Source organism: Streptomyces sp. NPDC002853 (genome assembly GCF_053591915.1).
Window position 1 is genome coordinate 68,423 of sequence record NZ_JBSFUS010000007.1, and the last position, 19,184, is coordinate 87,606.

At 72.8% G+C, this 19,184-nt stretch carries 17 protein-coding genes and 1 pseudogene; 9 read left to right on the forward strand and 9 right to left on the reverse strand.

Annotation, left to right across the window (positions count from 1 at the left end):
• The first annotated feature begins 6 nt into the window (after nt 1–6).
• The gene (locus tag ACWD02_RS19955) at nt 7–1,986 is read left to right on the forward strand and encodes a DUF5107 domain-containing protein (protein WP_451212246.1); all 1,980 of its coding nucleotides are present in this window, start codon (nt 7–9) and stop codon (nt 1,984–1,986) included.
• 10 nt (nt 1,987–1,996) lie between these two features.
• On the opposite strand, the gene ACWD02_RS19960 is transcribed toward ACWD02_RS19955, so the two are convergent.
• The 5 genes from ACWD02_RS19960 to ACWD02_RS19980 all read right to left on the reverse strand — a co-directional run bounded on the left by ACWD02_RS19960 (nt 1,997) and on the right by ACWD02_RS19980 (nt 7,091).
• Nucleotides 1,997–3,292 (reverse strand): amidohydrolase family protein, encoded by a 1,296-nt coding sequence (locus ACWD02_RS19960; RefSeq protein WP_451212249.1) that lies wholly within the window; start codon nt 3,290–3,292, stop codon nt 1,997–1,999.
• A gap of 68 nt (nt 3,293–3,360) precedes the next feature.
• Nucleotides 3,361–4,647 carry an amidohydrolase family protein gene (locus tag ACWD02_RS19965; RefSeq protein ID WP_451212252.1) on the reverse strand — a complete coding sequence of 429 codons (1,287 nt, stop codon included), beginning with the start codon at nt 4,645–4,647 and terminating at the stop codon, nt 3,361–3,363.
• 175 nt (nt 4,648–4,822) lie between these two features.
• On the reverse strand, nt 4,823–5,506 hold the full coding sequence (locus ACWD02_RS19970) for a GntR family transcriptional regulator (RefSeq protein ID WP_451212254.1): 684 nt from the start codon (nt 5,504–5,506) through the stop codon (nt 4,823–4,825).
• A gap of 64 nt (nt 5,507–5,570) precedes the next feature.
• Nucleotides 5,571–5,924: a VOC family protein gene (locus tag ACWD02_RS19975; protein ID WP_365816111.1), complete on the reverse strand. Its 354-nt coding sequence runs from the start codon at nt 5,922–5,924 to the stop codon at nt 5,571–5,573.
• 66 nt (nt 5,925–5,990) lie between these two features.
• On the reverse strand, nt 5,991–7,091 hold the full coding sequence (locus ACWD02_RS19980) for an enolase C-terminal domain-like protein (RefSeq protein ID WP_451212258.1): 1,101 nt from the start codon (nt 7,089–7,091) through the stop codon (nt 5,991–5,993).
• A gap of 292 nt (nt 7,092–7,383) precedes the next feature.
• Between ACWD02_RS19980 and ACWD02_RS19985 the strand changes: the two genes are divergently transcribed.
• A complete protein-coding gene (locus tag ACWD02_RS19985; RefSeq protein WP_451212261.1) occupies nt 7,384–9,231 on the forward strand; it encodes a transketolase in 1,848 nt (615 codons plus the stop codon).
• 6 nt (nt 9,232–9,237) lie between these two features.
• Here the strand turns inward: ACWD02_RS19985 and ACWD02_RS19990 are convergent, their stop codons facing one another.
• On the reverse strand, nt 9,238–9,783 hold the full coding sequence (locus tag ACWD02_RS19990) for a hypothetical protein (protein ID WP_451212263.1): 546 nt from the start codon (nt 9,781–9,783) through the stop codon (nt 9,238–9,240).
• 135 nt (nt 9,784–9,918) lie between these two features.
• On the opposite strand from ACWD02_RS19990, the gene ligD reads away from it, so the two are divergent.
• Nucleotides 9,919–10,845 carry a non-homologous end-joining DNA ligase gene (gene ligD, locus ACWD02_RS19995; RefSeq protein ID WP_451212266.1) on the forward strand — a complete coding sequence of 309 codons (927 nt, stop codon included), beginning with the start codon at nt 9,919–9,921 and terminating at the stop codon, nt 10,843–10,845.
• Between the two features lie 56 nt (nt 10,846–10,901).
• Nucleotides 10,902–11,036: pseudogene (locus ACWD02_RS20000) on the forward strand (non-homologous end-joining DNA ligase); the annotation flags it as partial.
• Between the two features lie 26 nt (nt 11,037–11,062).
• Here the strand turns inward: ACWD02_RS20000 and ACWD02_RS20005 are convergent.
• Nucleotides 11,063–11,872 (reverse strand): class I SAM-dependent methyltransferase, encoded by an 810-nt coding sequence (locus ACWD02_RS20005; protein WP_451212269.1) that lies wholly within the window; start codon nt 11,870–11,872, stop codon nt 11,063–11,065.
• Between the two features lie 201 nt (nt 11,873–12,073).
• On the opposite strand from ACWD02_RS20005, the gene ACWD02_RS20010 reads away from it, so the two are divergent.
• Genes ACWD02_RS20010 through ACWD02_RS20020 form a run of 3 tightly spaced genes read left to right on the forward strand, consistent with a single transcriptional unit; the run spans nt 12,074 to nt 15,375 of the window.
• Complete coding sequence (locus ACWD02_RS20010; protein WP_451212272.1) at nt 12,074–13,693, forward strand: ABC-F family ATP-binding cassette domain-containing protein; 1,620 nt, start codon at nt 12,074–12,076, stop codon at nt 13,691–13,693.
• Between the two features lie 32 nt (nt 13,694–13,725).
• Nucleotides 13,726–14,337: a TIGR03086 family metal-binding protein gene (locus tag ACWD02_RS20015; protein WP_451212275.1), complete on the forward strand. Its 612-nt coding sequence runs from the start codon at nt 13,726–13,728 to the stop codon at nt 14,335–14,337.
• 45 nt (nt 14,338–14,382) lie between these two features.
• Nucleotides 14,383–15,375: an AraC family transcriptional regulator gene (locus ACWD02_RS20020; protein WP_451212278.1), complete on the forward strand. Its 993-nt coding sequence runs from the start codon at nt 14,383–14,385 to the stop codon at nt 15,373–15,375.
• A 327-nt stretch (nt 15,376–15,702) separates the two neighbouring features.
• On the opposite strand, the gene ACWD02_RS20025 is transcribed toward ACWD02_RS20020, so the two are convergent.
• A complete protein-coding gene (locus tag ACWD02_RS20025; RefSeq protein WP_451212281.1) occupies nt 15,703–16,074 on the reverse strand; it encodes a CBS domain-containing protein in 372 nt (123 codons plus the stop codon).
• A 277-nt stretch (nt 16,075–16,351) separates the two neighbouring features.
• On the opposite strand from ACWD02_RS20025, the gene ACWD02_RS20030 reads away from it, so the two are divergent.
• Nucleotides 16,352–17,149 (forward strand): RNA polymerase sigma factor SigF, encoded by a 798-nt coding sequence (locus tag ACWD02_RS20030; protein ID WP_451212284.1) that lies wholly within the window; start codon nt 16,352–16,354, stop codon nt 17,147–17,149.
• Here the strand turns inward: ACWD02_RS20030 and ACWD02_RS20035 are convergent.
• Nucleotides 17,146–18,303, reverse strand: coding sequence for a PAS domain-containing protein (locus ACWD02_RS20035; RefSeq protein WP_451212287.1), 1,158 nt, complete (start codon nt 18,301–18,303; stop codon nt 17,146–17,148). The genes ACWD02_RS20030 and ACWD02_RS20035 overlap by 4 nt on opposite strands.
• 75 nt (nt 18,304–18,378) lie before the next feature.
• Between ACWD02_RS20035 and ACWD02_RS20040 the strand changes: the two genes are divergently transcribed.
• The gene (locus tag ACWD02_RS20040) at nt 18,379–19,098 is read left to right on the forward strand and encodes an ANTAR domain-containing response regulator (protein ID WP_451212290.1); all 720 of its coding nucleotides are present in this window, start codon (nt 18,379–18,381) and stop codon (nt 19,096–19,098) included.
• The last annotated feature ends 86 nt before the right edge of the window (nt 19,099–19,184 follow it).

The window sequence follows — 19,184 nt, forward strand, 5'->3', positions numbered from 1 at the left end:
TGTTCCATGGTGATCGTGACGACCACCGTGCGACGTGACGTACTGACGCTGCCCGCCGCCCCGTTGGGCCCCGAGAACCCGCTGCCGCCGCTGCGGCCGCTCCGTGAGGTGCACACGCTGGACGAGCGCGGCAGAGAGGGACTGCCGCGCGACATGGCGCGCCAGCTCGGGTACGAGCCGCTGCGCGGGGTCCTGCCGACCCGGGTGCTCGACGGGTACGGGCGCGAGCGGACCGACACGGCCCTCGACGCCCTCGTCATCGAGAACGACCGGCTGCGCGCCACCGTCCTGCCGGGCTTCGGCGGCCGCGTCCACTCCCTCTTCCATAAGCCGACCGGCCGTGAACTCCTCTACCGCAACCCCGTGTTGCAGCCCGCCGCCTTCGCGCTGAACGGCGCCTGGTTCTCCGGCGGCATCGAGTGGAACATCGGTGCCACCGGCCATACGACGCTGTCCTGCGCACCCCTGCACGCCGCGCGCGTGACGGCGCCCGACGGCGGCGAGATGCTGCGGCTCTGGGAGTGGGAGCGGCTGCGCGACGTGCCGTTCCAGGTGGACCTGTGGCTGCCCGAGGGGTCCGACTTCCTGCACGTCGGCGTGCGGATCCGCAACCCGCACGAGAAGGCGGTCCCGGTCTACTGGTGGTCCAACATCGCGGTGCCCGAACAGCGCCGGGTCCTCGCTCCGGCCGACGAGGCCTGGCACTTCTGGTACACGGGCGCGCTGCGCAAGGTGCCGGTGCCGAGGACCGACGGCGTGGACCGCACCTACCCGCAGCGCAGTGAGTACGCCGCCGACTACTTCTACGACGTACCGGACCGCACACGCCGCTGGATAGCCGCGCTCGACGACGACGGGCACGGCCTCGTCCAGACCTCGACCGACCTGCTGCGCGGCCGCAAGCTCTTCGTGTGGGGCTCGGGCGCGGGCGGGCGGCGCTGGCAGGAGTGGCTGACGGAGCCCGGTACGGAAGGGTACGCGGAGATCCAGGCCGGCCTCGCGCGGACCCAGCTCGAGCACGTACGCCTGGACGCCGAGGGCGAGTTCAGCTGGCTCGAGTCGTACGGCCCGCTGGCGGCGGACCCGGGCCTCGTGCACGGCCCCGACTGGCGGGCCGCGCGCGAGGAGGCCCAGGGGCGGCTCGCGGACGCGCTGCCGCGCGGCGCGGTGGAGGAGGCGTACGACGCGTGGCGGCCGTGCGCGGACACCGAGCCGGGCGAGACGCTCGCCACCGGGTCCGGGTGGGGCGCGCTCGAAGTCTCGCGCGCGGGTTACAAGCTGCCGGGCACGCCGTTCGCCGAGTCCACCCTCGGTCCCGATCAGGAACCGTGGCTGGAGCTCCTGCACTCCGGTGCCGTCCCCGAGCCGCGCCGGGTGGCGCCGCCCGGCCCGACGCTGGTCGCCCCGCACTGGCGGGACATGCTGGAGACGGCGCCCGCGCGGCCGGCCGCCGAGTACCACCTGGGCGTGGCGCAGTGGCACGCGGGCGACCTGGCGCAGGCGGTGCGCAGCTGGGAGCGCGGCCTCGAACTCGCCCCCTCGCGCTGGCCGTTGCTGCGCTGCCTCGCGGTCGCCGACCAGGACGCGGGGCACCTGGAGCGCGCCGCCGACCGGTACACGGAAGCCTTCGACGACCTGTGTCAGGAGCGGCGCGACGACGGTGTCCTGTGGACGTCCGCGAGTGCAGCCCTCGGCAGGGAGGCGATGGGCGTCCTGCTCGCGGTCGGACGGCGGGAGGCGGCCCGAGGAGTGTGGGACCGCCTGCACCCCGCCACGCGCGCGGAGGGCCGCTTCCGCCTCGTCGAGATCCAACTGCTCCTAACAGAGGGCGAGAAGGCCGCCGCGCGGGCGATATTCGACGAGGGTTTCGAGGTGGCCGACCTGCGCGAGGGCGCCGAGGTGCTCGGCGAGCTGTGGCGCGCGGTGACCGACGAGGAGCTGCCCGCCCGGTACGACTACCGGATGCGGGCAGCTTCGGAGGAGTGACGCCCCGCGGTTACACCAGCTCGCCGTTCCTGGCGACGACCTTGCCCCCGTGCACCACCATGTCCCGCTGCGGCATGTCCACCAGGACCTGGGGCAGGCACTCGCCGCGCACGAGGATGAAGTCGGCGGGGGAGCCGGGCTCGAGGTCGGCGTGGTCGAGGCCCATCACGTCGGCGCCGCCGTGCGCGCCCACCTCGTAGCAGTCGGTGAGCTCGTCGTCGAGACGGACGTCGGTGACCCAGCCGAGGATGTGCGCACGGTGCAGCATGTCGGCGTTGCCGAACGGGCTCCACGCGTCGCGCACCCCGTCGGACCCGAGCCCGACCCGCACCCCGTGCTCGCGCAGCCGCGCGATCGGCAGGACGAGCGACTCGTTCGGCGCCACCGTCGTCAGGGAGATGTCCTGTTCGCCCAGGTCGGCCGCCATCTTGCCCACGTCGGTGTCGGACAGGTTCGGCAGGCAGAAGACGTGACTGACCGTGACCTTGCCGCGCAGCGAGAGCGCGCGGGTACGCTCGATGATCGCCCGCAGGACCTTCGTGCCCTTCTCGTCGCGGTCGTGGAGGTGGATGTCCACGCCGACCCCGTGGCGGTCCGCGAGGCCGAAGACCAGGTCGAGCTGTTCGTCCATGGCGTTGTCGAAGCTGATCGGGTCGATGCCGCCGACCAGGTCGATGGAGCCGGAGCGTGCCGCTTCCTCCAGGAGCTCCGCCGTGCCGGGAGTCCGGATCACGCCGTGCTGCGGAAACGCCACGATCTGCACGTCGAGGGCGTCCCGCAGCCGCTCGCGGGCCGTGTTCACCCCCTCGACCCCGGCCAGGTCGTAGGCGGGGGCCACGTCCACGTGGGCGCGCATCGCGCGGGTGCCGCGGGTCACGGCGTGCGCCATCAGGCCGTGGGCACGCTCGCCGACCGGCCGGGCCTGGCTCTTGAACAGCTCCACGTCCTGGGCGCAGTAGTCGGCGATGCCGCTCGCGGGCTTCCGCGTGACCCAGTCGCCGCCCCACGTCGTCTTGTCCGGGTGGATGTGGGCGTCCACGAGCGAGGGCAGGGCGACCCGGCCGCCGCCGTCGATCACGTTGGCGCCCTTGGGGGCCCGGCCTTCCGTGATGCGGCCGTCGACCACCGTGAGGTCCACAGGGGCTTTCGCGCCGAAGGGGCGGACGTTGCGGAACACCACGGCCTTGGGGTGGTGGCCGCCACCACGGGTCGATGCGGTTGCCGGGGAGCCGGCCGACAGGGCGGCTCCGGTACCGGCGAACGCTGCGGCGGCGCCGAGCACGCCGCGACGGGAGAGAGGCGTCATAGGGGTCTCCTTCACGAGGGGAAAGGAATCAGGTTCACGAGGGGAAAATCAGATTCACGAGGGGGAAATCAGAGCGCGAGCGCGATGCCCGAACGCACCACGCGTACGGGCTTCTTGAGGACCGTCACGTCGGCCAGCGGGTCGCCGTCCACGAGGAGCACGTCACCGGCGAAGCCACGCGCGAGGCGACCCGCCGTGCGGTCCACGCCGAGCAGCTTGGCGGCGCCCGTGGTGGCCGTACGGATCGCGTCGAGCGCGGACAGCCCCGCCGCCCGCATCAGCTCCACCTCGCGGCCGATGGGCTTGATCTTCCCGCCGGACGAGTCCGTGCCCGCGGCCAGCGGCACCCCCAGCTCGTGCGCGGCGAGCACGGCCCGCTTCAGGACCGGCAGGTACTGGCGGCCGCGCTCCGCGAGCACTGGGTCGGAGGATTCGGCGAGGCCCGCGATCGCGGTGAGGGTCGGCGTGAAGTACGTCCCCCTGCGCCGCATCTCGTGCAGCGTGCGCTCGCCGACGAACGCGCCGTGCTCAAGGGAGCGGATGCCCGCCATGACGGCGTCGTGGCAGCCCTTCTCGCTGTAGCTGTGGCAGAGCACGCCCTTGCCGCCGCGCCGGGCCGCCGCCACCACGGCGGACAGTTGCTCGCGGTCGTACACCTGGGCCAGCGGGTCCTGCTCGGGAAGGCCGGCCCGCTCGTTGACCCGGGTCTTGATGACGTCGGCGCCACGGGCGAGGTTGACCTCGACGACGCGGCGCAGCGCCTCGGGCGAGCGCACGCCGCCACGCAGCCGGGCCAGCGGGGTCAGCTCCGGGTCGGCGAGGATCGTGTCGCCCAGGTCGGGCGTGACGAAGACACCGGCGGCGCGCAGGCGGGGCGCCTGCTCCGGGGCTTGGCGGGCCAGTTCCCGTACGGCGATGTCCTGGAAGAAGTTGGTCGAGCCGCTGCGCGCGCTCGTCGCCCCGAGCAGCACCGCGTCGCGTGCCTCGGCCGCGGTGTTGAGGTGGATGTGTGCGTCGACCAGGCCCGGCAGGACCCAGCGCCCGTGCGCGTCGAGCACCTCGGCGCCCGCGGGCATCTCCGTCCGCCCGCGCCTGCCCGCCGCGCGCACGACACCGTCCACGATGACGACCACCGCGTCCTCGGTGACCTCGCCGGTCGCGGGGTCCAGGAGGGTGCCGCCCTCGACGATTAGGTCACCGCCGGCCGGACGGCCGTCGGGGGCGGCGGGGCTCGCACCGGCCCGGGGCGCGGCGGCGGCCAGCACGGCCGTGGTCCCGGCGAGCGCCGCCGCACCCGCGAGGACGCCGCGCCGGGTGAGCCGGGAGGAGGGCGGAGGGATGGACTCGACGCACATGGGGCTGCTCCAGGACGGGTTACGGAGGGAACGCGTCCGCAGTTTGTATACCAAGCTGGAGTGGCCCGCAAGGGTGGGTGAGGGAATGTGCAGGTATAGGCAGAGTTCCAGGTAGGAGAGGTGGTCACCGGCTGGTCACCGGCTGGTCACCGGTGAATCTTGGTATACAGAAAGCTCAGGAGGTGCTTTCCTCGAAGAGCGCTCGCAGCGCCACCGCCTGGCTGTCCCGCACGTGCAGCAGCGTGCTCGCCGCGGCCGTCTCCTCGTCGCCCGACGCGATCGTCCGGTAGATCAGGTCGTGCTGGGCCCGCATGTGGTCCGGCTCCGCGCGCATGCCGAACAGGAGCTGGAGCTGCCAGCTCAACTGCTCCATCGTGCGGGCAAGCAGGGGATTGCCGGAGAGGGCCACGATGCCCTCGTGGAAAGCCGTGTGCGCGGCGACCTCGCGAGGCCCGTCGTCCACGTCCGACGCCTGCTCGGCCTGGTGCAGCGTGGCCCGCAGCGCGGCGAGACCCGCCGGCTCGCCCGGCGTGCTCCGTGCCACCCGGCGCGCCGCGAGCCGGGAGGCCTGGACGGCGAGCGGCTCCCACACCTCGTACAGATGCCGTACGTCGGAGCGTTCCAGGCGGCGCACCCGCACCCCGCTGTGCGGCAGGAGTTCCAGCAGGCCCTCGGCGACCAGCGCGCGCAGCGCCTCCCGCACCGGGACCCGCGACATCCGCAGCTCCTCGGCGACCTCACGCTCCACCAGACGCGAGCCCAGCGGATAGCGGCGGTCCACGATGCGCTGCCGGACGGCCTCGCGCGCCTGTGCGCTCAACGAGATCCGTTCCGTACCGTCCGCCGTATTGCCCGCCACGTGCACCGTCCTCCGTTCGGCCCGCCTGCCGTGGAGGATACGGGGAGGGCCGCGCGGGCGCGGTTCAGGACGCGGGGCGCCGGTCCGCGTACTCGAAGACCGTGCCGTCCGGGTGCACCGCGATGAGGTTGCGGCCCACCGGCGTCGGGACGGGACCCGCGATGACACGGGCGCCGGACGCGTTCAGGACGGCGTACGCCTCGTCGACGTCCGGTACCGCGATCGTCGCCGAGACCTTCCTGAGGATCTCCAGCTCACGCTCGGGCCCGCTCATCAACAGAAAGCAGCCCACCGCCGCGACCGACACGCCCTCCCGCTCGAAACGCTGCGCGGTACCGCCCGCGAGGCGTTCGTAGAAGGCGACCGAGGACTCCAGGTCCTCGACGCAGATACGCAGCGTGGCTCCCAGGATCTCCATACGGACGAGCCTAGTTGGCCCGGCCCGCATCCGAGATCGTTTCGGCGGACTTCGGGGGGGGCGCCGTTATGCCACCCGGTATCCCTCGACCTCCTCGGTGCGCCGCAGCTCCAGGCCGTGGCCCACGCCGCCGTCGGGGCGGACGACGCCGCCCGTCGGGTCGAGGGCGCCGTCGAAGAACATCGACTCGATCCGCACGTGGTCGTGCAGCCACTCGATGTGCCGCAGATTGGGCACACACGCGGCGACCGCTGCATGCGCGTGCGGTGCGCAACGGGCCGAGACCTCGATCCCGTGCGCCTGCGCGAGGGCCGCCGCGCGCAGCCACTCGGTGAGACCGCCGCAGCGCGTCGCGTCCAGTTGGAGGCAGTCCACGGAGGGGACCATGCGCGCGAAGTACGGGAGGTCGTAGCCGTACGCGCCGGCCGCCACGTCGCAGACCAGCGCGTCCCGAACCAGAGCGAGCCCCCGCAGATCGTCCGAAGGCACCGGCTCCTCGAACCAGCCCACACCGTGCTCGGCGAGCACCCGGCCCACCCGGATCGCCTGCTTGCGGGTGTAGCCGCCGCTCGCGTCGACGTACAACTCGGCCTGCGAGCCGATGACATCGCGTGCGGTGCGCACCCGCAGCACGTCGCGGGCCGCGGCCCGGCCCCAGTCCTCGCCGACCTTGATCTTGACGCGGGGTATGCGCTGACCGTGCACCCAGCCGTTCAGCTGGGCCGCCAGATGTGTGTCGTGGTACGTCGTGAAGCCCCCGCTCCCGTAGACGGGAACCTCGTCCCGGGCGGCGCCCAGGAGGCGTACGAGGGGGATCTCCAACAGGCGTGCCTTCAGGTCCCACAGGGCGATGTCGATCGCCGAGACGGCGCACGACGCGGCACCGGGGCGGCCGGTGTTGCGCACCGCCTTCGTCATCGCCGTGTGCGCCGCGGGGATGTCGAGCGCGTCGCGTCCCGTGACGGCCGGGACGAGCTGCTCGGCCAGCAGGGCGACGGTGGATGCCGGACCGTAGGTCCAGCCCGTGCCCGTCGCGCCGCCCGCCGTGATCTCGACGATCACGATGGTCGTGCTCTCCCAGGCGAAGGTGCCGTCCGCCTCGGGGGCGTCCGCGGGGACCGTGTAGGCGGACATGGCAGGGGTTTCGATGGGCACTGCGTCCTTCATCGGGACCGTCCTGGATCACGTGCGGGGTGGGGGGCGCGGGTCGGTGCGGGGCCGGTTCACGACCCCCCATACCTGCGACGGCGCTCCTTACGGGTATCCCGAAGCCGGACGGGCAAACCGGACCGGGCCCCGCAGCCCGGCCCGTGCCGCCGCGGTGTTTGACGGCGGGGCGCAGTGGCAACCCGAAGGGCCCGCGCGCCCGAGCCGTCACACGATCACGCCCGGCAGGAACCGACGGCCGACGTGCCCGGCGGACCGCCGAAACCGCACGCCCCATCCGAGGAGGACCCCTATGACCACCAGCGAACTCGCCCCGCTCGCACGGCAGTTGAGGGTCGACTCGGTCCGTGCCGCCGATGCGGCGGGCTCCGGGCACCCCACCTCCTCGCTGTCCGCCGCCGATCTGATGGCGGTGCTCGTCGCGCGCCACCTCCAGTACGACTTCGACCGGCCCGACCATCCCGGCAACGACCGCTTCATCCTCTCCAAAGGGCATGCCTCACCCCTCCTCTATGCGACGTACAAGGCGGCGGGCGTCGTCACCGACGACGAACTGCTGACCTTCCGCGCCCAGGGCAGCCGCCTCGAAGGGCACCCGACGCCGCGCCGCCTCCCGTGGGTCGAGGTCGCCACCGGGTCCCTCGGGCAGGGGCTTCCCGTCGGCGTGGGCATGGCCCTCTCGGGCAAGCGCCTGGACCGGATTCCCTACCGGGTCTGGGTGCTGTGCGGTGACAGCGAGCTGGCGGAGGGCTCGGTGTGGGAGGCCGTCGAGCACGCCGGGCACGAGCACCTGGACAATCTGACCGCCGTCGTCGACGTCAACCGCCTCGGGCAGCGCGGACCCACCCGCCACGCCTGGGACCTGCACGCCTACGCGCGCCGGTTCGCCGCATTCGGCTGGCATGTCGTGGAGGCCGACGGCCACGACCTGGAGGCGGTCGACCGCGCCTTCCAGGAGGCCCGCTCCACCACCCGGCAGCCCACGGTCATCCTCGCCCGCACCGTCAAGGGCAAGGGTGTGGCCGCCGCCGAGGACCGCGAGGGCCTGCACGGCAAACCGCTGCCGGAGGCGGCAGCGGCAATCGAGGAGCTGGGCGGCACGGGCGACGTCCGGGTGGAGGTGCGCAGGCCCGCCGCCGCGCGTGCGCTGCACGCGACACGCAGCGGCCATCTGGAACTGCCGCGCCACCAGGTGGGCGACTCCGTGGCCACCCGCACCGCCTTCGGCCAGGCCCTTGCCGCGCTCGGCGCCGCACGCGGCGACGTCGTGGCCCTCGACGGGGAGGTCGGCGACTCCACGCGGACCGAGTACTTCGCCAAGGAGCACCCCGACCGTTTCTTCGAGTGCTACATCGCCGAGCAGCAACTCGTCGCCGCGGCAGTGGGGTTGGCGGCCCGCGGCTGGGTGCCGTACGCGTCGACGTTCGCCGCCTTCCTCACCCGTGCCCATGACTTCGTCCGCATGGCGGCGATCAGCGGCGCCGGCATCAACCTCGTCGGGTCGCACGCGGGTGTGGCCATCGGCCAGGACGGGCCGTCGCAGATGGGCCTCGAAGACCTGGCGATGTTCCGCGCCGTGCACGGTTCGACGGTCCTGTATCCGTGCGACGCCCACCAGACGGGCAAGCTGGTCGCGCAGATGGCGGACCTGGACGGCGTGCGGTACCTGCGTACGTCGCGCGGGGACGCGCCCGTCATCTACGGCCCCGGCGAGGAGTTCCCCGTCGGCGGCTCCAAGACCCTGCGCTCGTCCGACAACGACCGGCTCACGCTGGTCGCGGCGGGCGTGACCGTGCACGAGGCGCTGACCGCCGCCGAGTACCTGGACCGCGAGGGCATCCAGGTGCGGGTCATCGACCTGTACTCGGTCAAGCCCGTCGACCGCGCCACCCTGCGCGAGGCCGCCGAGCGCACCGGCTGTCTGCTCACCGTCGAGGACCACCGGCCGGAGGGCGGCATCGGCGACGCCGTCGTCGACGCCTTCAGCGACGGCGGCCCGGTGCCCCGCCTGGTGCGGCTCGCGGTGAACACGATGCCCGGATCGGCGTCCCCCGACGAGCAGTTGCACCAGGCCGGCATCGACGCCGAGTCCATCGCGGCGGCGGCGCGGCTGCTCGTGGAGCAGGCGGTCGTGCGGTGAGGCCGGTCAGTGCCGGCCGGGTCCCGCCGGCCGCGCCGGTCCCGCCGACCGCGCTGTGCGCGCCCTGAACCAGGCGTTGGACGTGGGCCGGAACATCAGGACCGTCGCCACGAGCACCGCGCTCAGATGCAGCACGCGGCTCGCGCCGAACAGGACGTCCACCGCTCCCAGATCCCGGAAGGCGTCCCCCGGGGAGTGCCCCTCGGCCAGCCACCGGAACGGTTCGATCACCAGGGACAGCGTGCCGAGGACGCCGAGGCCCACGGCGAGCGCCAGGCGCGCCCAGTTCCTGCCGCGGCGCAACTGGACCGCGGTCAGGACGGCCGCCGAGAACACGGCCATCCGCAGCAGCAGGCCGCCCGCCAACTCCCCGGCGGACGTGTCGCCGTCGGCGACGAGACCGCCGACCATGAGCACCGTCTCGAAGAAGCCCGCCACGACCGCGGTGATCCAGAGCGCGAACGCGGCGTGGACGGGCGGGGGAGCGGAGGGTTCACCGCCACCCGGCCGTGCGGGCCGGTGCCCCGGTTGTCTCTGCGTCGCGTTCGCCATGGTGCGCCTCGCTCACTGCGGTCCACCCTGAACCGTCCACCTGAATGGTTCCGGCGAACGCGGCCCGGGGCACGCCCGCCGGCCCCCCTCTTCAGGTGTTGTCAGCACCCCTGTGCAGCATGAAAGGAACCCCACATGACCAGCGCACGAACCCTGCGGGCAGGGCGCCACACCGTACGGCTGCACCGGCCCGACAAGGTCCTCTTCCCCGATGGCGGGGGAGCGGGCCACACGAAGGGGGATCTTGCCGACTACTACCGGGCCGTCGCCCCGTTCATGCTGCCCCACCTGCGCGGCCGCCCCCTGATGCTGGAGCGGCACCCGGACGGCGTCGACGGGCCTCGCTTCATGCAGAAGGACACCCCGGATCACTACCCCGACTGGATCACCCGCGTCGAGGTCGTCAAGGAAGGCGGCACCGTCACCCACACGGTGTGCGACGACACCGCCACGCTCCTCTACCTCGCCGACCAGGCCTGTCTCACGCTGCACCGCTGGACGTCCCGGGTGGGCGGCATGGGCGGTGTCAACCATCCGGACCGACTGGTCTTCGACCTCGACCCGGCCAAGGACGACTTCGGCCCGGTCCGCGAGGCGGCGCGTCTCCTGGGTGAACTCCTCGACCAGGTGGGGCTGCCGTCCGCCCTGATGACCACGGGCTCGCGCGGACTGCACGTCATCGTGCCCCTCAACGGCCGCCACGACTTCGACGAGGTACGCGCCTTCGCCAAGGACGTCGCCGAAGCGCTCGCCCTGGCCCACCCCGAGCAGCTGACGACGGCCGCCCGCAAGAAGGACCGCGGCGACCGTCTGTACCTGGACGTGCAGCGCAACGCGTACGCGCAGACCGCCGTGGCCCCCTACTCGGTCCGCGCCGCACCCGGCGCCCCGGTCGCCGTGCCCGTCGCCTGGGAGGACATCGACGACCCCGCGCTCGGCGCCCGCCGCTGGACCATCGTGGACGCCGTCGACCAGGCGCGCACCGACCCCTGGGCGGGCCTCCTGCGTTCGGGGCGCGCCCTGGGCCCGGCCCGCCGCAAGCTGCGCGCCCTGCACGGCTGAGACCCGTCACTTCCGGCTGAGGATCTTCCCGTGCGGTAGGGCGAATCAGCCGTCGCCCCGCGCTCGGCGCCCGCCGCTGGACCATCGTGGACGCCGTCGACCAGGCGCGCGCCGACCCCTGGGCGGGCCTCCTGCGTTCGGGGCGCGCCCTGGGCCCGGCCCGCCGCAAGCTGCGCGCCCTGCACGGCTGACGCCCATCACTTCCGGCAGCGCCCCGTCACTTCCGGCAGAGGATCTCCCCGTGCAGTACGGCGAACCAGCCGTCCTCCCGCTCTCCCCACTCCCGCCACGCGTCGGCGAAGGTCCGCAGTTCACCGGGGTCGGTGTGTCCGCCCTCCACGGCCAACTGGGCGTAGCCGGAGGCGACCGTGCGGTCCGCCCAGAGGCCGCTCCACCAGGCGCGCTCCTCGGCCGAGGCGTAGCACCAGGTGCTCGCGCTCGCGGTGACGTCGTCGAAACCGGCCTCCAGCGCCCAGGACTTGAGGCGGCTTCCCGCGTCCGGCTCGCCGCCGTTGGCGCGGGCCACCCGCCGGTAGAGGTCGAGCCAGCCGTCCAGGGCGGGGGGCCTCGGGTACCAGGCCATCGCCGAGTAGTCCGCGTCGCGGGCGGCGACGATGCCGCCCGGCGCACAGACGCGCCGCATCTCGCGCAGGGCGCGCACCGGGTCGCCGACGTGCTGGAGCACCTGATGCGCGTGGACGACACCGAACGAGTCGTCCGGGTAGTCCAGGTCGTGGACGTCGGCGACGGCGAACTCCACGTTCGACAGGCCGCGTTCGGCCGCCGTCGCGCGGGCCCGGTCCAGGATGCCGGGCGCGTGGTCGACGCCCGTGACATGGCCGTCGGGCACGAGCGCGGCCAGGTCGGCGGTGATGGTGCCGGGCCCGCAGCCGATGTCGAGGATCCGTATGTGCGGCTTCACCGCGTCCACGAGATAGGCGGCCGAGTTGGCGACGGTCCGCCAGGTGTGGGAGCGCAGAACGGACTCGTGGTGTCCGTGCGTGTAGACGGCGGTCTCCTCCGGCATGGCGGGAACTCCTTCACGTTCGCTGCCGCTCGCTGCGGTGGATCGAACGGTACGCGGCCATGTCGCATAATGAGACCCGCGTATCGCTATGTGGTCAGCTCCCTGTCGCGGGAACAGTTCCGGCCGGAATGGAGCGGCCGGAAACGGAGGGAGGCGAAACGCATTTGCGGCAACCCGCACCCCCCACGGAGAATCCCCCGCATGGGACATCTGGAAGCCGCGCACATCGAGTACTACCTGCCGGACGGCCGAGCCCTGCTCGGTGATGTCTCCTTCCGTGTCGGTGAGGGCGCCATCGTCGCCCTCGTCGGCGCGAACGGCGCGGGCAAGACCACCCTGCTCCGCCTGATCTCGGGCGAGATCCAGCCGCACGGCGGCACCGTCACCGTCAGCGGCGGCCTCGGCGTCATGCCGCAGTTCGTCGGGTCGGTGCGCGACGAGACGACCGTGCGCGACCTGCTCGTCTCCGTGTCGAACCCCCGCATCCGCGATGCCGCGAAGGCCGTGGACGTGGCCGAGCACCTGATCATGACCGTCGACGACGAGGCCGCCCAGCTGCAGTACGCCCAGGCGCTCTCCGACTGGGCCGAGGCCCACGGCTACGAGGCCGAGACCCTCTGGGACATGTGCACCATGGCCGCGCTCGGCATCCCGTACGACAAGGCGCAGTTCCGCGAGGTCCGCACGCTCTCCGGCGGTGAGCAGAAGCGCCTCGTGCTGGAAGCCCTGCTGCGTGGCGGCGACGAGGTGCTGCTCCTGGACGAGCCGGACAACTACCTCGACGTACCCGGAAAGCGCTGGCTGGAGGAGCGGCTCAAGGAGACCCGCAAGACCGTCCTCTTCGTCTCGCACGACCGCGAGCTCCTCGCCCGCGCCGCCGAGAAGATCGTCAGCGTCGAGCCGGGGCCCGCGGGCGCCGACGCCTGGGTGCACGGCGGCGGCTTCGACACCTTCCACGAGGCGCGGCGCGAGCGCTTCGCACGCTTCGAGGAACTGCGCAGGCGCTGGGACGAGAAGCACGCGCAGCTGAAGAAGCTGGTGCTCAGCCTCCGGCAGGCCGCCTCGATCAGCCATGAGCTGGCCTCGCGGTACGCCGCCGCGCAGACCAGGCTTCGCAAGTTCGAGGAGGCGGGGCCGCCGCCCGAGCCGCCGCGCGAGCAGGACATCACCATGCGGCTGCAGGGCGGGCGGACCGGCATCCGCGCCATCACCTGCAAGGACCTCGAACTGACCGGCCTGATGAAGCCCTTCGACCTGGAGGTCTTCTACGGCGAGCGGGTCGCCGTCCTCGGCTCGAACGGCTCGGGCAAGTCGCACTTCCTGCGCCTGCTCGCGGGCGGCGACGTCGAGCACACCGGCGACTGGAAACTGGGCGCGCGCGTCGTGGCGGGCCACTTCGCGCAGACCCACGCCCACCCGGAACTCTTCGGCCGCACGCTCCTGGACATCCTGTGGCGCGAGCACGCCCAGGCCAAGGGCCCCGCCATGTCGCGCCTTCGCCGGTACGAGCTCACCGGGCAGGCCGAACAGCGCTTCGAGCGGCTCTCGGGCGGCCAGCAGGCGCGCTTCCAGATCCTGCTCCTGGAGCTGGAGGGCTCCACCGCCCTGCTGCTCGACGAGCCCACCGACAACCTCGACCTGGAGTCCGCCGAGGCCCTCCAGGAAGGCCTCGAGGCATACGAGGGAACGGTCCTCGCCGTGACGCACGACCGCTGGTTCGCCCGCTCCTTCGACCGCTATCTCGTCTTCGGCAGCGACGGTCTCGTGCGCGAGACGCCCGAGCCGGTATGGGACGAGCGCCGCGTGGAGCGCAAGCGGTAGCGGCTCTCGGCCGCAGGAGGACAATGGCGGGTATGGCAGACACCACTGGCACAGCCGGCCCGTCCGACCTGAACGACCGCGAGCTCCTCGACCGGCACGCCGCCGCCCTCGACCTGTTCGGCGAGCGGGTGCACGCGATCGGGCCCGACCAGTGGGACGCGGGAACGCCGTGCACCGACTGGTCCGTGCGCGACCTCGTGGATCACCTGACCACCGAGCAGCTCTGGGTGCCCTCGCTCGTCCGCGACGGCGCCACCATCGACTCCGTCGGCGACGCCTTCGACGGCGATGTGCTCGGTCCCGACCCCGTCGCCTCCTGGGACACGGCGGCGGCCGCCGCCCAGGAGGCGTTCGGTGAGCCGGGCGCCATCTACCGCACGGTGCACCTCTCCTTCGGCGACACCGCGGCCGACTTCTACTGCGGGCAGATGATCACCGACCTCGTCGTGCACGCCTGGGACCTGTCCCGGGCCATCGGCGCGGACGAAACCCTTCCGGATGACCTGGTCGCCTTCTCCCTGCACGAAATCAAGCCGTACGCTGCGGACTTGGCGAAGAGCGGGCTCTTCGCCCCCGCGGTGGAACCGCCGCAGGACGCCGACGCACAGACGGAGCTGCTGAGTCTGGTGGGGCGCCGGGTGTAGCCGCGGGGGAGCGTCAACGATGTCGGGGGAGCGGGTGAGTCACGCGTGAGTGCCCAGGTGCTGAGGACGTCCTTCAGGACCGCGGACGTGGACGAGGCGCGGCAGGTGATCGGTGCCGCGTTCTACAGCAACTTCATGGATGTTTTCGACGGGTCGCGCCCCTTCCGCGCCGAGTTCGACATCGGGCAGCTCGGCGCGCTCACGGTCGGCGAGCTCAGCTGCGGCGCCGATGTGTGGCTGCGGGTCGGTGAACTGGGCGCGTATCACGTGAACATCCCGCTCGGCGGGCACATGCGCTTCCGGCAGGGCGGCGCCGCGAGTACCGTCGCGACGGCGCAGCGGGCCGGAGTGTTCCAGCCCGTCGGGGACACGGTGGTGGAGCGGTGGACCGGCGACTGCCGGGTCCTCGCGGTGAAGATGGGCCGCGAGGCGCTCGAACAGCGCCTCGAGCAGCTCCTCGGCCGGCCGACCCGCACCCCGCTGACGCTCGCCCCCGAGCTGGACACCACCGGTGGCCCTGGCCGCAGTTGGGCCAGGCTCGTCACCACGGTCATCGCCGACCTGCGCGCGGAGCCGGGCGCTCCGCCGGGCCAGGCGTCCCTCTACGCGTCGCCGTTGGTCGCCGCGCCCCTCCAGGAGGCGATCCTGAGCGGGCTGCTGCTCGCCGTCGAGCATCCCTACCGCGACGAACTCACGTCCCCGGAGCGGAGGTTGCGCCCGGCGCCCGTGAAGCGCGCGATGGACGCCGTCCAGGAGCGGCCCGAGCATCCCTTCACGCCCGCCGGGCTCGCGGCCGAGGCCCGGGTCGGGGTGCGCTGGCTCCAGGAGGCCTTCCGCCGCTATGTGGGTATGTCCCCCATGGCGTACGTACGGGAGGTACGGCTGATCCGCGTGCGCGACGAGCTGCGGGAGGCGGAGCCCGGCGCGCTCAGCGTGAGCGAGGTGGCGCACCGGTGGGGCTTCAGTCATCTGGGAAGGTTCGCCGAGCAGTACCACGCCCGCTTCGGGGAGTTGCCGTCCCAGACGCTGCGGGGCTGAATCCGCGGCGTGCGTTATACGGACAGTGGACGCGCTCAGCGGATCGTGACCACCGGGTCGCTGATTTATCGTTTTACCTGTCACCGGTCGGGCCGGTCGCTGCCCACGGGTCCTCAACCCGCCCCAGGGCTGTGACCGTGACGGACCGCCGGGGACGTTCCGGCCCGGCCTCAGGCCGGGCCGGGCCCGCGCCGCGGGTCCGGTCGCTCCCCCTGCACGACCCGTGCAACCGGACCCGCTCCCTCAGACCGGGCCAGGTCCCCGCCCGGCCGAGGGCCGGGGCAGCCGGCCGCGGCGTCGTCCGCCGCGGCGAGGGGTGCCTCGGCCTCAGGCCGAAGCGGCGAGGTCCCTGAGCGTCACCATGCCCACCGGCTGTCCGTCCTCGACGACGGGCAGCCTGCGCACGGCGTTCTCCAGCATCAGGCTGACCGCCGCCGACACCGCGTCGTCGGGCGCGACCATCACCGGATTCGGCGTGCAGATGGCCTGCGCGCTGACGGTGAGGGGATCGGCGCCGTCGGCGACGGCCCGCAACGTGATGTCCCGGTCCGTGAGCACGCCGACCAGGCGGCCGGACGTGGCCACCAGAACGTGCCCGATGTCCTGCGCGCGCATCAGCTGCGCCGCTTCCACCAGAGAGGCATCGGGACCTACCGCCACGACGCCCGGTGTCATGACGTCCCTTACGACAACAGCCATGGTGGGGCCCTTCCTGTGGGGGGTCGGTCGTTTCGCCGCAGTACCCCCGTGCGGCCGGTCCATGCGGGTTTGCCCGGAAGAAGGGGGGGTGCCGCCCCCGCGGCGCACATGTGTTTGCTTCCCGGGGCTCGGGGCAGGCGAGTTTCACAGTGCTTCGGACCGGAGGCACGTCCGTGGGAGCGGTTCGCGCTCGCCCGGGTGTGCCCCGTCGCGCTGTCGCGTCCACCCCACGGTGACTCTTCAACCCAAGGCACCGAAAAGGGAGTTGCGACGCATCATGCGACCCGACGCGCGACAGACGAAGCGCCATCCGCACGACGACGCACCCGATACCGCAGCCGCTTTCCGCAGGCTGACAGAGATGCCGCACGGTCCCGAACGCGATGCACTGCGCCAGGAGTTGGTCAGGGCCTGGCTGCCGATGGCCGAGCGGCTCGCCGGCCGATTCCGCAACCGCGGCGAAGCACTGGACGACCTGCGCCAGGTGGCGGCCCTCGGCCTGGTCAAGGCCGTCGACCGATACGACCCCGAGCGCGGCAGCGCTTTCGAGAGCTACGCCGTGCCGACCGTCACGGGCGAGATCAAGCGCCATTTCCGTGACCACATGTGGACCCTCCATGTGCCGCGCCGCGTGCAGGACCTGCGCAACCGGGTGCGGTTCGCCCGCCAGGAACTGACCCAGACCGTCCCCGGGCGCGCGCCGAGCCTCACCGAGATCGCCGAGAAGGCCCAGCTCTCCGAGGAGGACGCGGCGGCCGGCCTGGAGGCGCTGGAAAGCTTCACCGCGCTCTCCCTCGACGCCGAACTGCCGGGCAGCGACGACGGATACGCGCTGCGCGACGCACTCGGCGCGCCCGACCCCGCACTTGACGTCGTCATCGACCGCGAGGCCGTCAAACCGCGCATCGCCGCACTGCCCGAGCGGGAGCGCGACATCCTCTACATGCGGTTCTTCGGCGACATGACGCAGAGCCGCATCGCCGAGCAGCTCGGCATCTCCCAGATGCACGTCTCGCGTCTGATCAGCCGCTGCTGCGACCGTCTGCGCGAGGAAGTCATGCAGGACGCCGCCTAGTTCAGCTCACCGGCTCCCCGGCTCGCGCGGCGGGCCATCGCCAGCGCGATGTGGCGCGACATCACGTCGACCGTCTGCGCCTCGGCCATCGAGAAGGCGAGCCGCGCCCCGCTCCTGAACAGCGTGAGGACACCCTCCACCGGACCGTCCGAGCGTCCCCTCAGTGGCACGCACAGCAGGGACGTCACCTGCGCGCGTACGAGGACGGGGGCGCCGGACGCGTCCCGGCCGAAGGAGTCCGGGTCCTCCGGACGCACCTGAAGCATGGGCGCCCCGCCGCGTGCCGCCTCGACGACGAGAGGGCACGCGGCGGGCGCCTGTGCGAGGACGTCGCCGACGGGCGCGTCCTTCGGGCCCAGGACTGTCGTACGCCGCTGCCGCGCGGCTCCTTCGTCGGCGATCACCCATTCCGCGAACCGCGGGTGCAGGACACCGGCGGCCCGTTCGAGCACGGTCGCGCGGTCCCCGTCGGGAGCCGTGAGCAGGGCGGTGGTCATGGCGTCCGCGAGGTCCATGCGGGCCGCGTGCCGGGTCGTGTCGCCGAGGTCGGGGGCGGGAGCGTGCGCGGCACCCCGGGCCGCGGTGCGCGAGCCCGCGGGCTGCGTGCCCGGCTGCAGCACCACCAGGACCGCCGTGCGCGGCTCGGCACCGGGCCGCAGCGCGGTTAGCGTCGCGCGGACCGGGAGGCCCGGGTCGCGCTGGAGGTGGACGGTGAGGCTGCGGTCGCCCTCGCCACGCGCGACCGCGGCGGTCTGCGAGCGGAACGCCACCCGGTCCGCGTGCAGCAGGAACCCGGTCAGCGGCCTGCCGGTGGCGTAACCCGCCCGTACGCCCGTGAAGCCGGTCGCGGCGAAGTTCATCCGCCGGACCACCGACTCCCGGTCGACCAGGGCGACGGGCAGAGGGAGGCGCTGGAAGAGGGCCCGCAGGAGGCGCTGCTCGTCCCGGTCGGGCGCGCCGCCGCCCAACTGGCCGTCGGCTGCGAGGCGTTCGTAGAGCGGACGCAACTGCGTGACCACATGGTCGAGTTCGAAGATGGCCGCGTCGAGGACCGTGCCGAGGTCGTCCGCCGGCACGGAGCGCGCCGACTTCAACTCGGCGACGCGGCGCACGAAATCCGCGATCTCCTCACCGAACTCCTCGGTTCTGGCCATGTGCCGAACGTATCCGCTGCAGCCGTTTTCCGGGGGTACTCGCGGGAAGGCGGAGAAAAGGAGGAGGAACCCACCATGCCCCTCGTACCGGAACCGGACCTCGACCTGGCGGGACCCGAGTCCGCACTGCCCGGCCGCAGGCTCTCGGAGCTGGCGGAACAGGCCGTGCGCTGCACCACCGCGTGCTGCGGCGCGGGCACGACCGTATCGGAAGGCGGCAGCGAACACCCCGCTTCGGTGACCCACCCCGACCTCGCCGGCCTCGTCTCCGTCCAGCTGCGATCGGGCGACGGCCCCATTGTGGCGGCGCAGGAGCGGGGCGCCCCGGTGGAGACCGGTGACCTGCTGTGCGACGAGCGGTGGCCCGCGTACCGTGCCATGGCGCTCGACTCCGGCGTACGCTCCAGCGTCACGCTTCCCTTCCAGCGCGGGGGACTCACCGTCACCCTGACCCTGTTCAGCTTCCGCCCCGGCGCCCTGGACGACGTCCGGCACGGTCCCGCCCAGGCGCTCGGCGACCTCGCCACGACGGCCCTGGTACGCGACCGCCGCTACCGCGCGGCCCTCACCGAACTGGACCACCTCGGCACCGCCCTGCGCACCCGCCCCGTGGTCGACCAGGCCTGCGGCATCATCATGCACGTCCTGACCTGCGACGCGGACCGGGCCTTCACGATGCTGCGCCGCATCTCCCAGACCACGAACCGCAAACTGGCCGACGTCGCGTCCGCGGTGGTGGAGACGCGGGGCAAGGGCCTGGAGAGGGAACTGGCAGCCCTGGCCGCCGAGAACTGACCGGCCGCCTTCGCCGGAACCGCGAGCCGGAAACCGCAAGGAAGGCACTCGGCCGCGGCCCTCCGCGCGCGGAGAACGGCCCGTCG

What these genes read in the sequence shown, in the direction of transcription:
- ligD (WP_451212266.1), top strand. Translation starts at nt 9,919, where the DNA reads ATGACCAGCGCACGAACCCTGCGGGCAGGGCGCCACACCGTACGGCTG.
- ACWD02_RS20010 (WP_451212272.1), top strand. Translation starts at nt 12,074, where the DNA reads ATGGGACATCTGGAAGCCGCGCACATCGAGTACTACCTGCCGGACGGC.
- ACWD02_RS19965 (WP_451212252.1), bottom strand. Translation starts at nt 4,647, where the DNA reads ATGTGCGTCGAGTCCATCCCTCCGCCCTCCTCCCGGCTCACCCGGCGC.
- ACWD02_RS20025 (WP_451212281.1), bottom strand. Translation starts at nt 16,074, where the DNA reads ATGGCTGTTGTCGTAAGGGACGTCATGACACCGGGCGTCGTGGCGGTA.
- ACWD02_RS20040 (WP_451212290.1), top strand. Translation starts at nt 18,379, where the DNA reads ATGCCCCTCGTACCGGAACCGGACCTCGACCTGGCGGGACCCGAGTCC.
- ACWD02_RS19975 (WP_365816111.1), bottom strand. Translation starts at nt 5,924, where the DNA reads ATGGAGATCCTGGGAGCCACGCTGCGTATCTGCGTCGAGGACCTGGAG.
- ACWD02_RS19955 (WP_451212246.1), top strand. Translation starts at nt 7, where the DNA reads ATGGTGATCGTGACGACCACCGTGCGACGTGACGTACTGACGCTGCCC.
- ACWD02_RS19990 (WP_451212263.1), bottom strand. Translation starts at nt 9,783, where the DNA reads ATGGCGAACGCGACGCAGAGACAACCGGGGCACCGGCCCGCACGGCCG.
- ACWD02_RS20005 (WP_451212269.1), bottom strand. Translation starts at nt 11,872, where the DNA reads ATGCCGGAGGAGACCGCCGTCTACACGCACGGACACCACGAGTCCGTT.
- ACWD02_RS20015 (WP_451212275.1), top strand. Translation starts at nt 13,726, where the DNA reads ATGGCAGACACCACTGGCACAGCCGGCCCGTCCGACCTGAACGACCGC.
- ACWD02_RS20035 (WP_451212287.1), bottom strand. Translation starts at nt 18,303, where the DNA reads ATGGCCAGAACCGAGGAGTTCGGTGAGGAGATCGCGGATTTCGTGCGC.
- ACWD02_RS19980 (WP_451212258.1), bottom strand. Translation starts at nt 7,091, where the DNA reads ATGAAGGACGCAGTGCCCATCGAAACCCCTGCCATGTCCGCCTACACG.
- ACWD02_RS19960 (WP_451212249.1), bottom strand. Translation starts at nt 3,292, where the DNA reads ATGACGCCTCTCTCCCGTCGCGGCGTGCTCGGCGCCGCCGCAGCGTTC.
- ACWD02_RS19985 (WP_451212261.1), top strand. Translation starts at nt 7,384, where the DNA reads ATGACCACCAGCGAACTCGCCCCGCTCGCACGGCAGTTGAGGGTCGAC.
- ACWD02_RS20030 (WP_451212284.1), top strand. Translation starts at nt 16,352, where the DNA reads ATGCGACCCGACGCGCGACAGACGAAGCGCCATCCGCACGACGACGCA.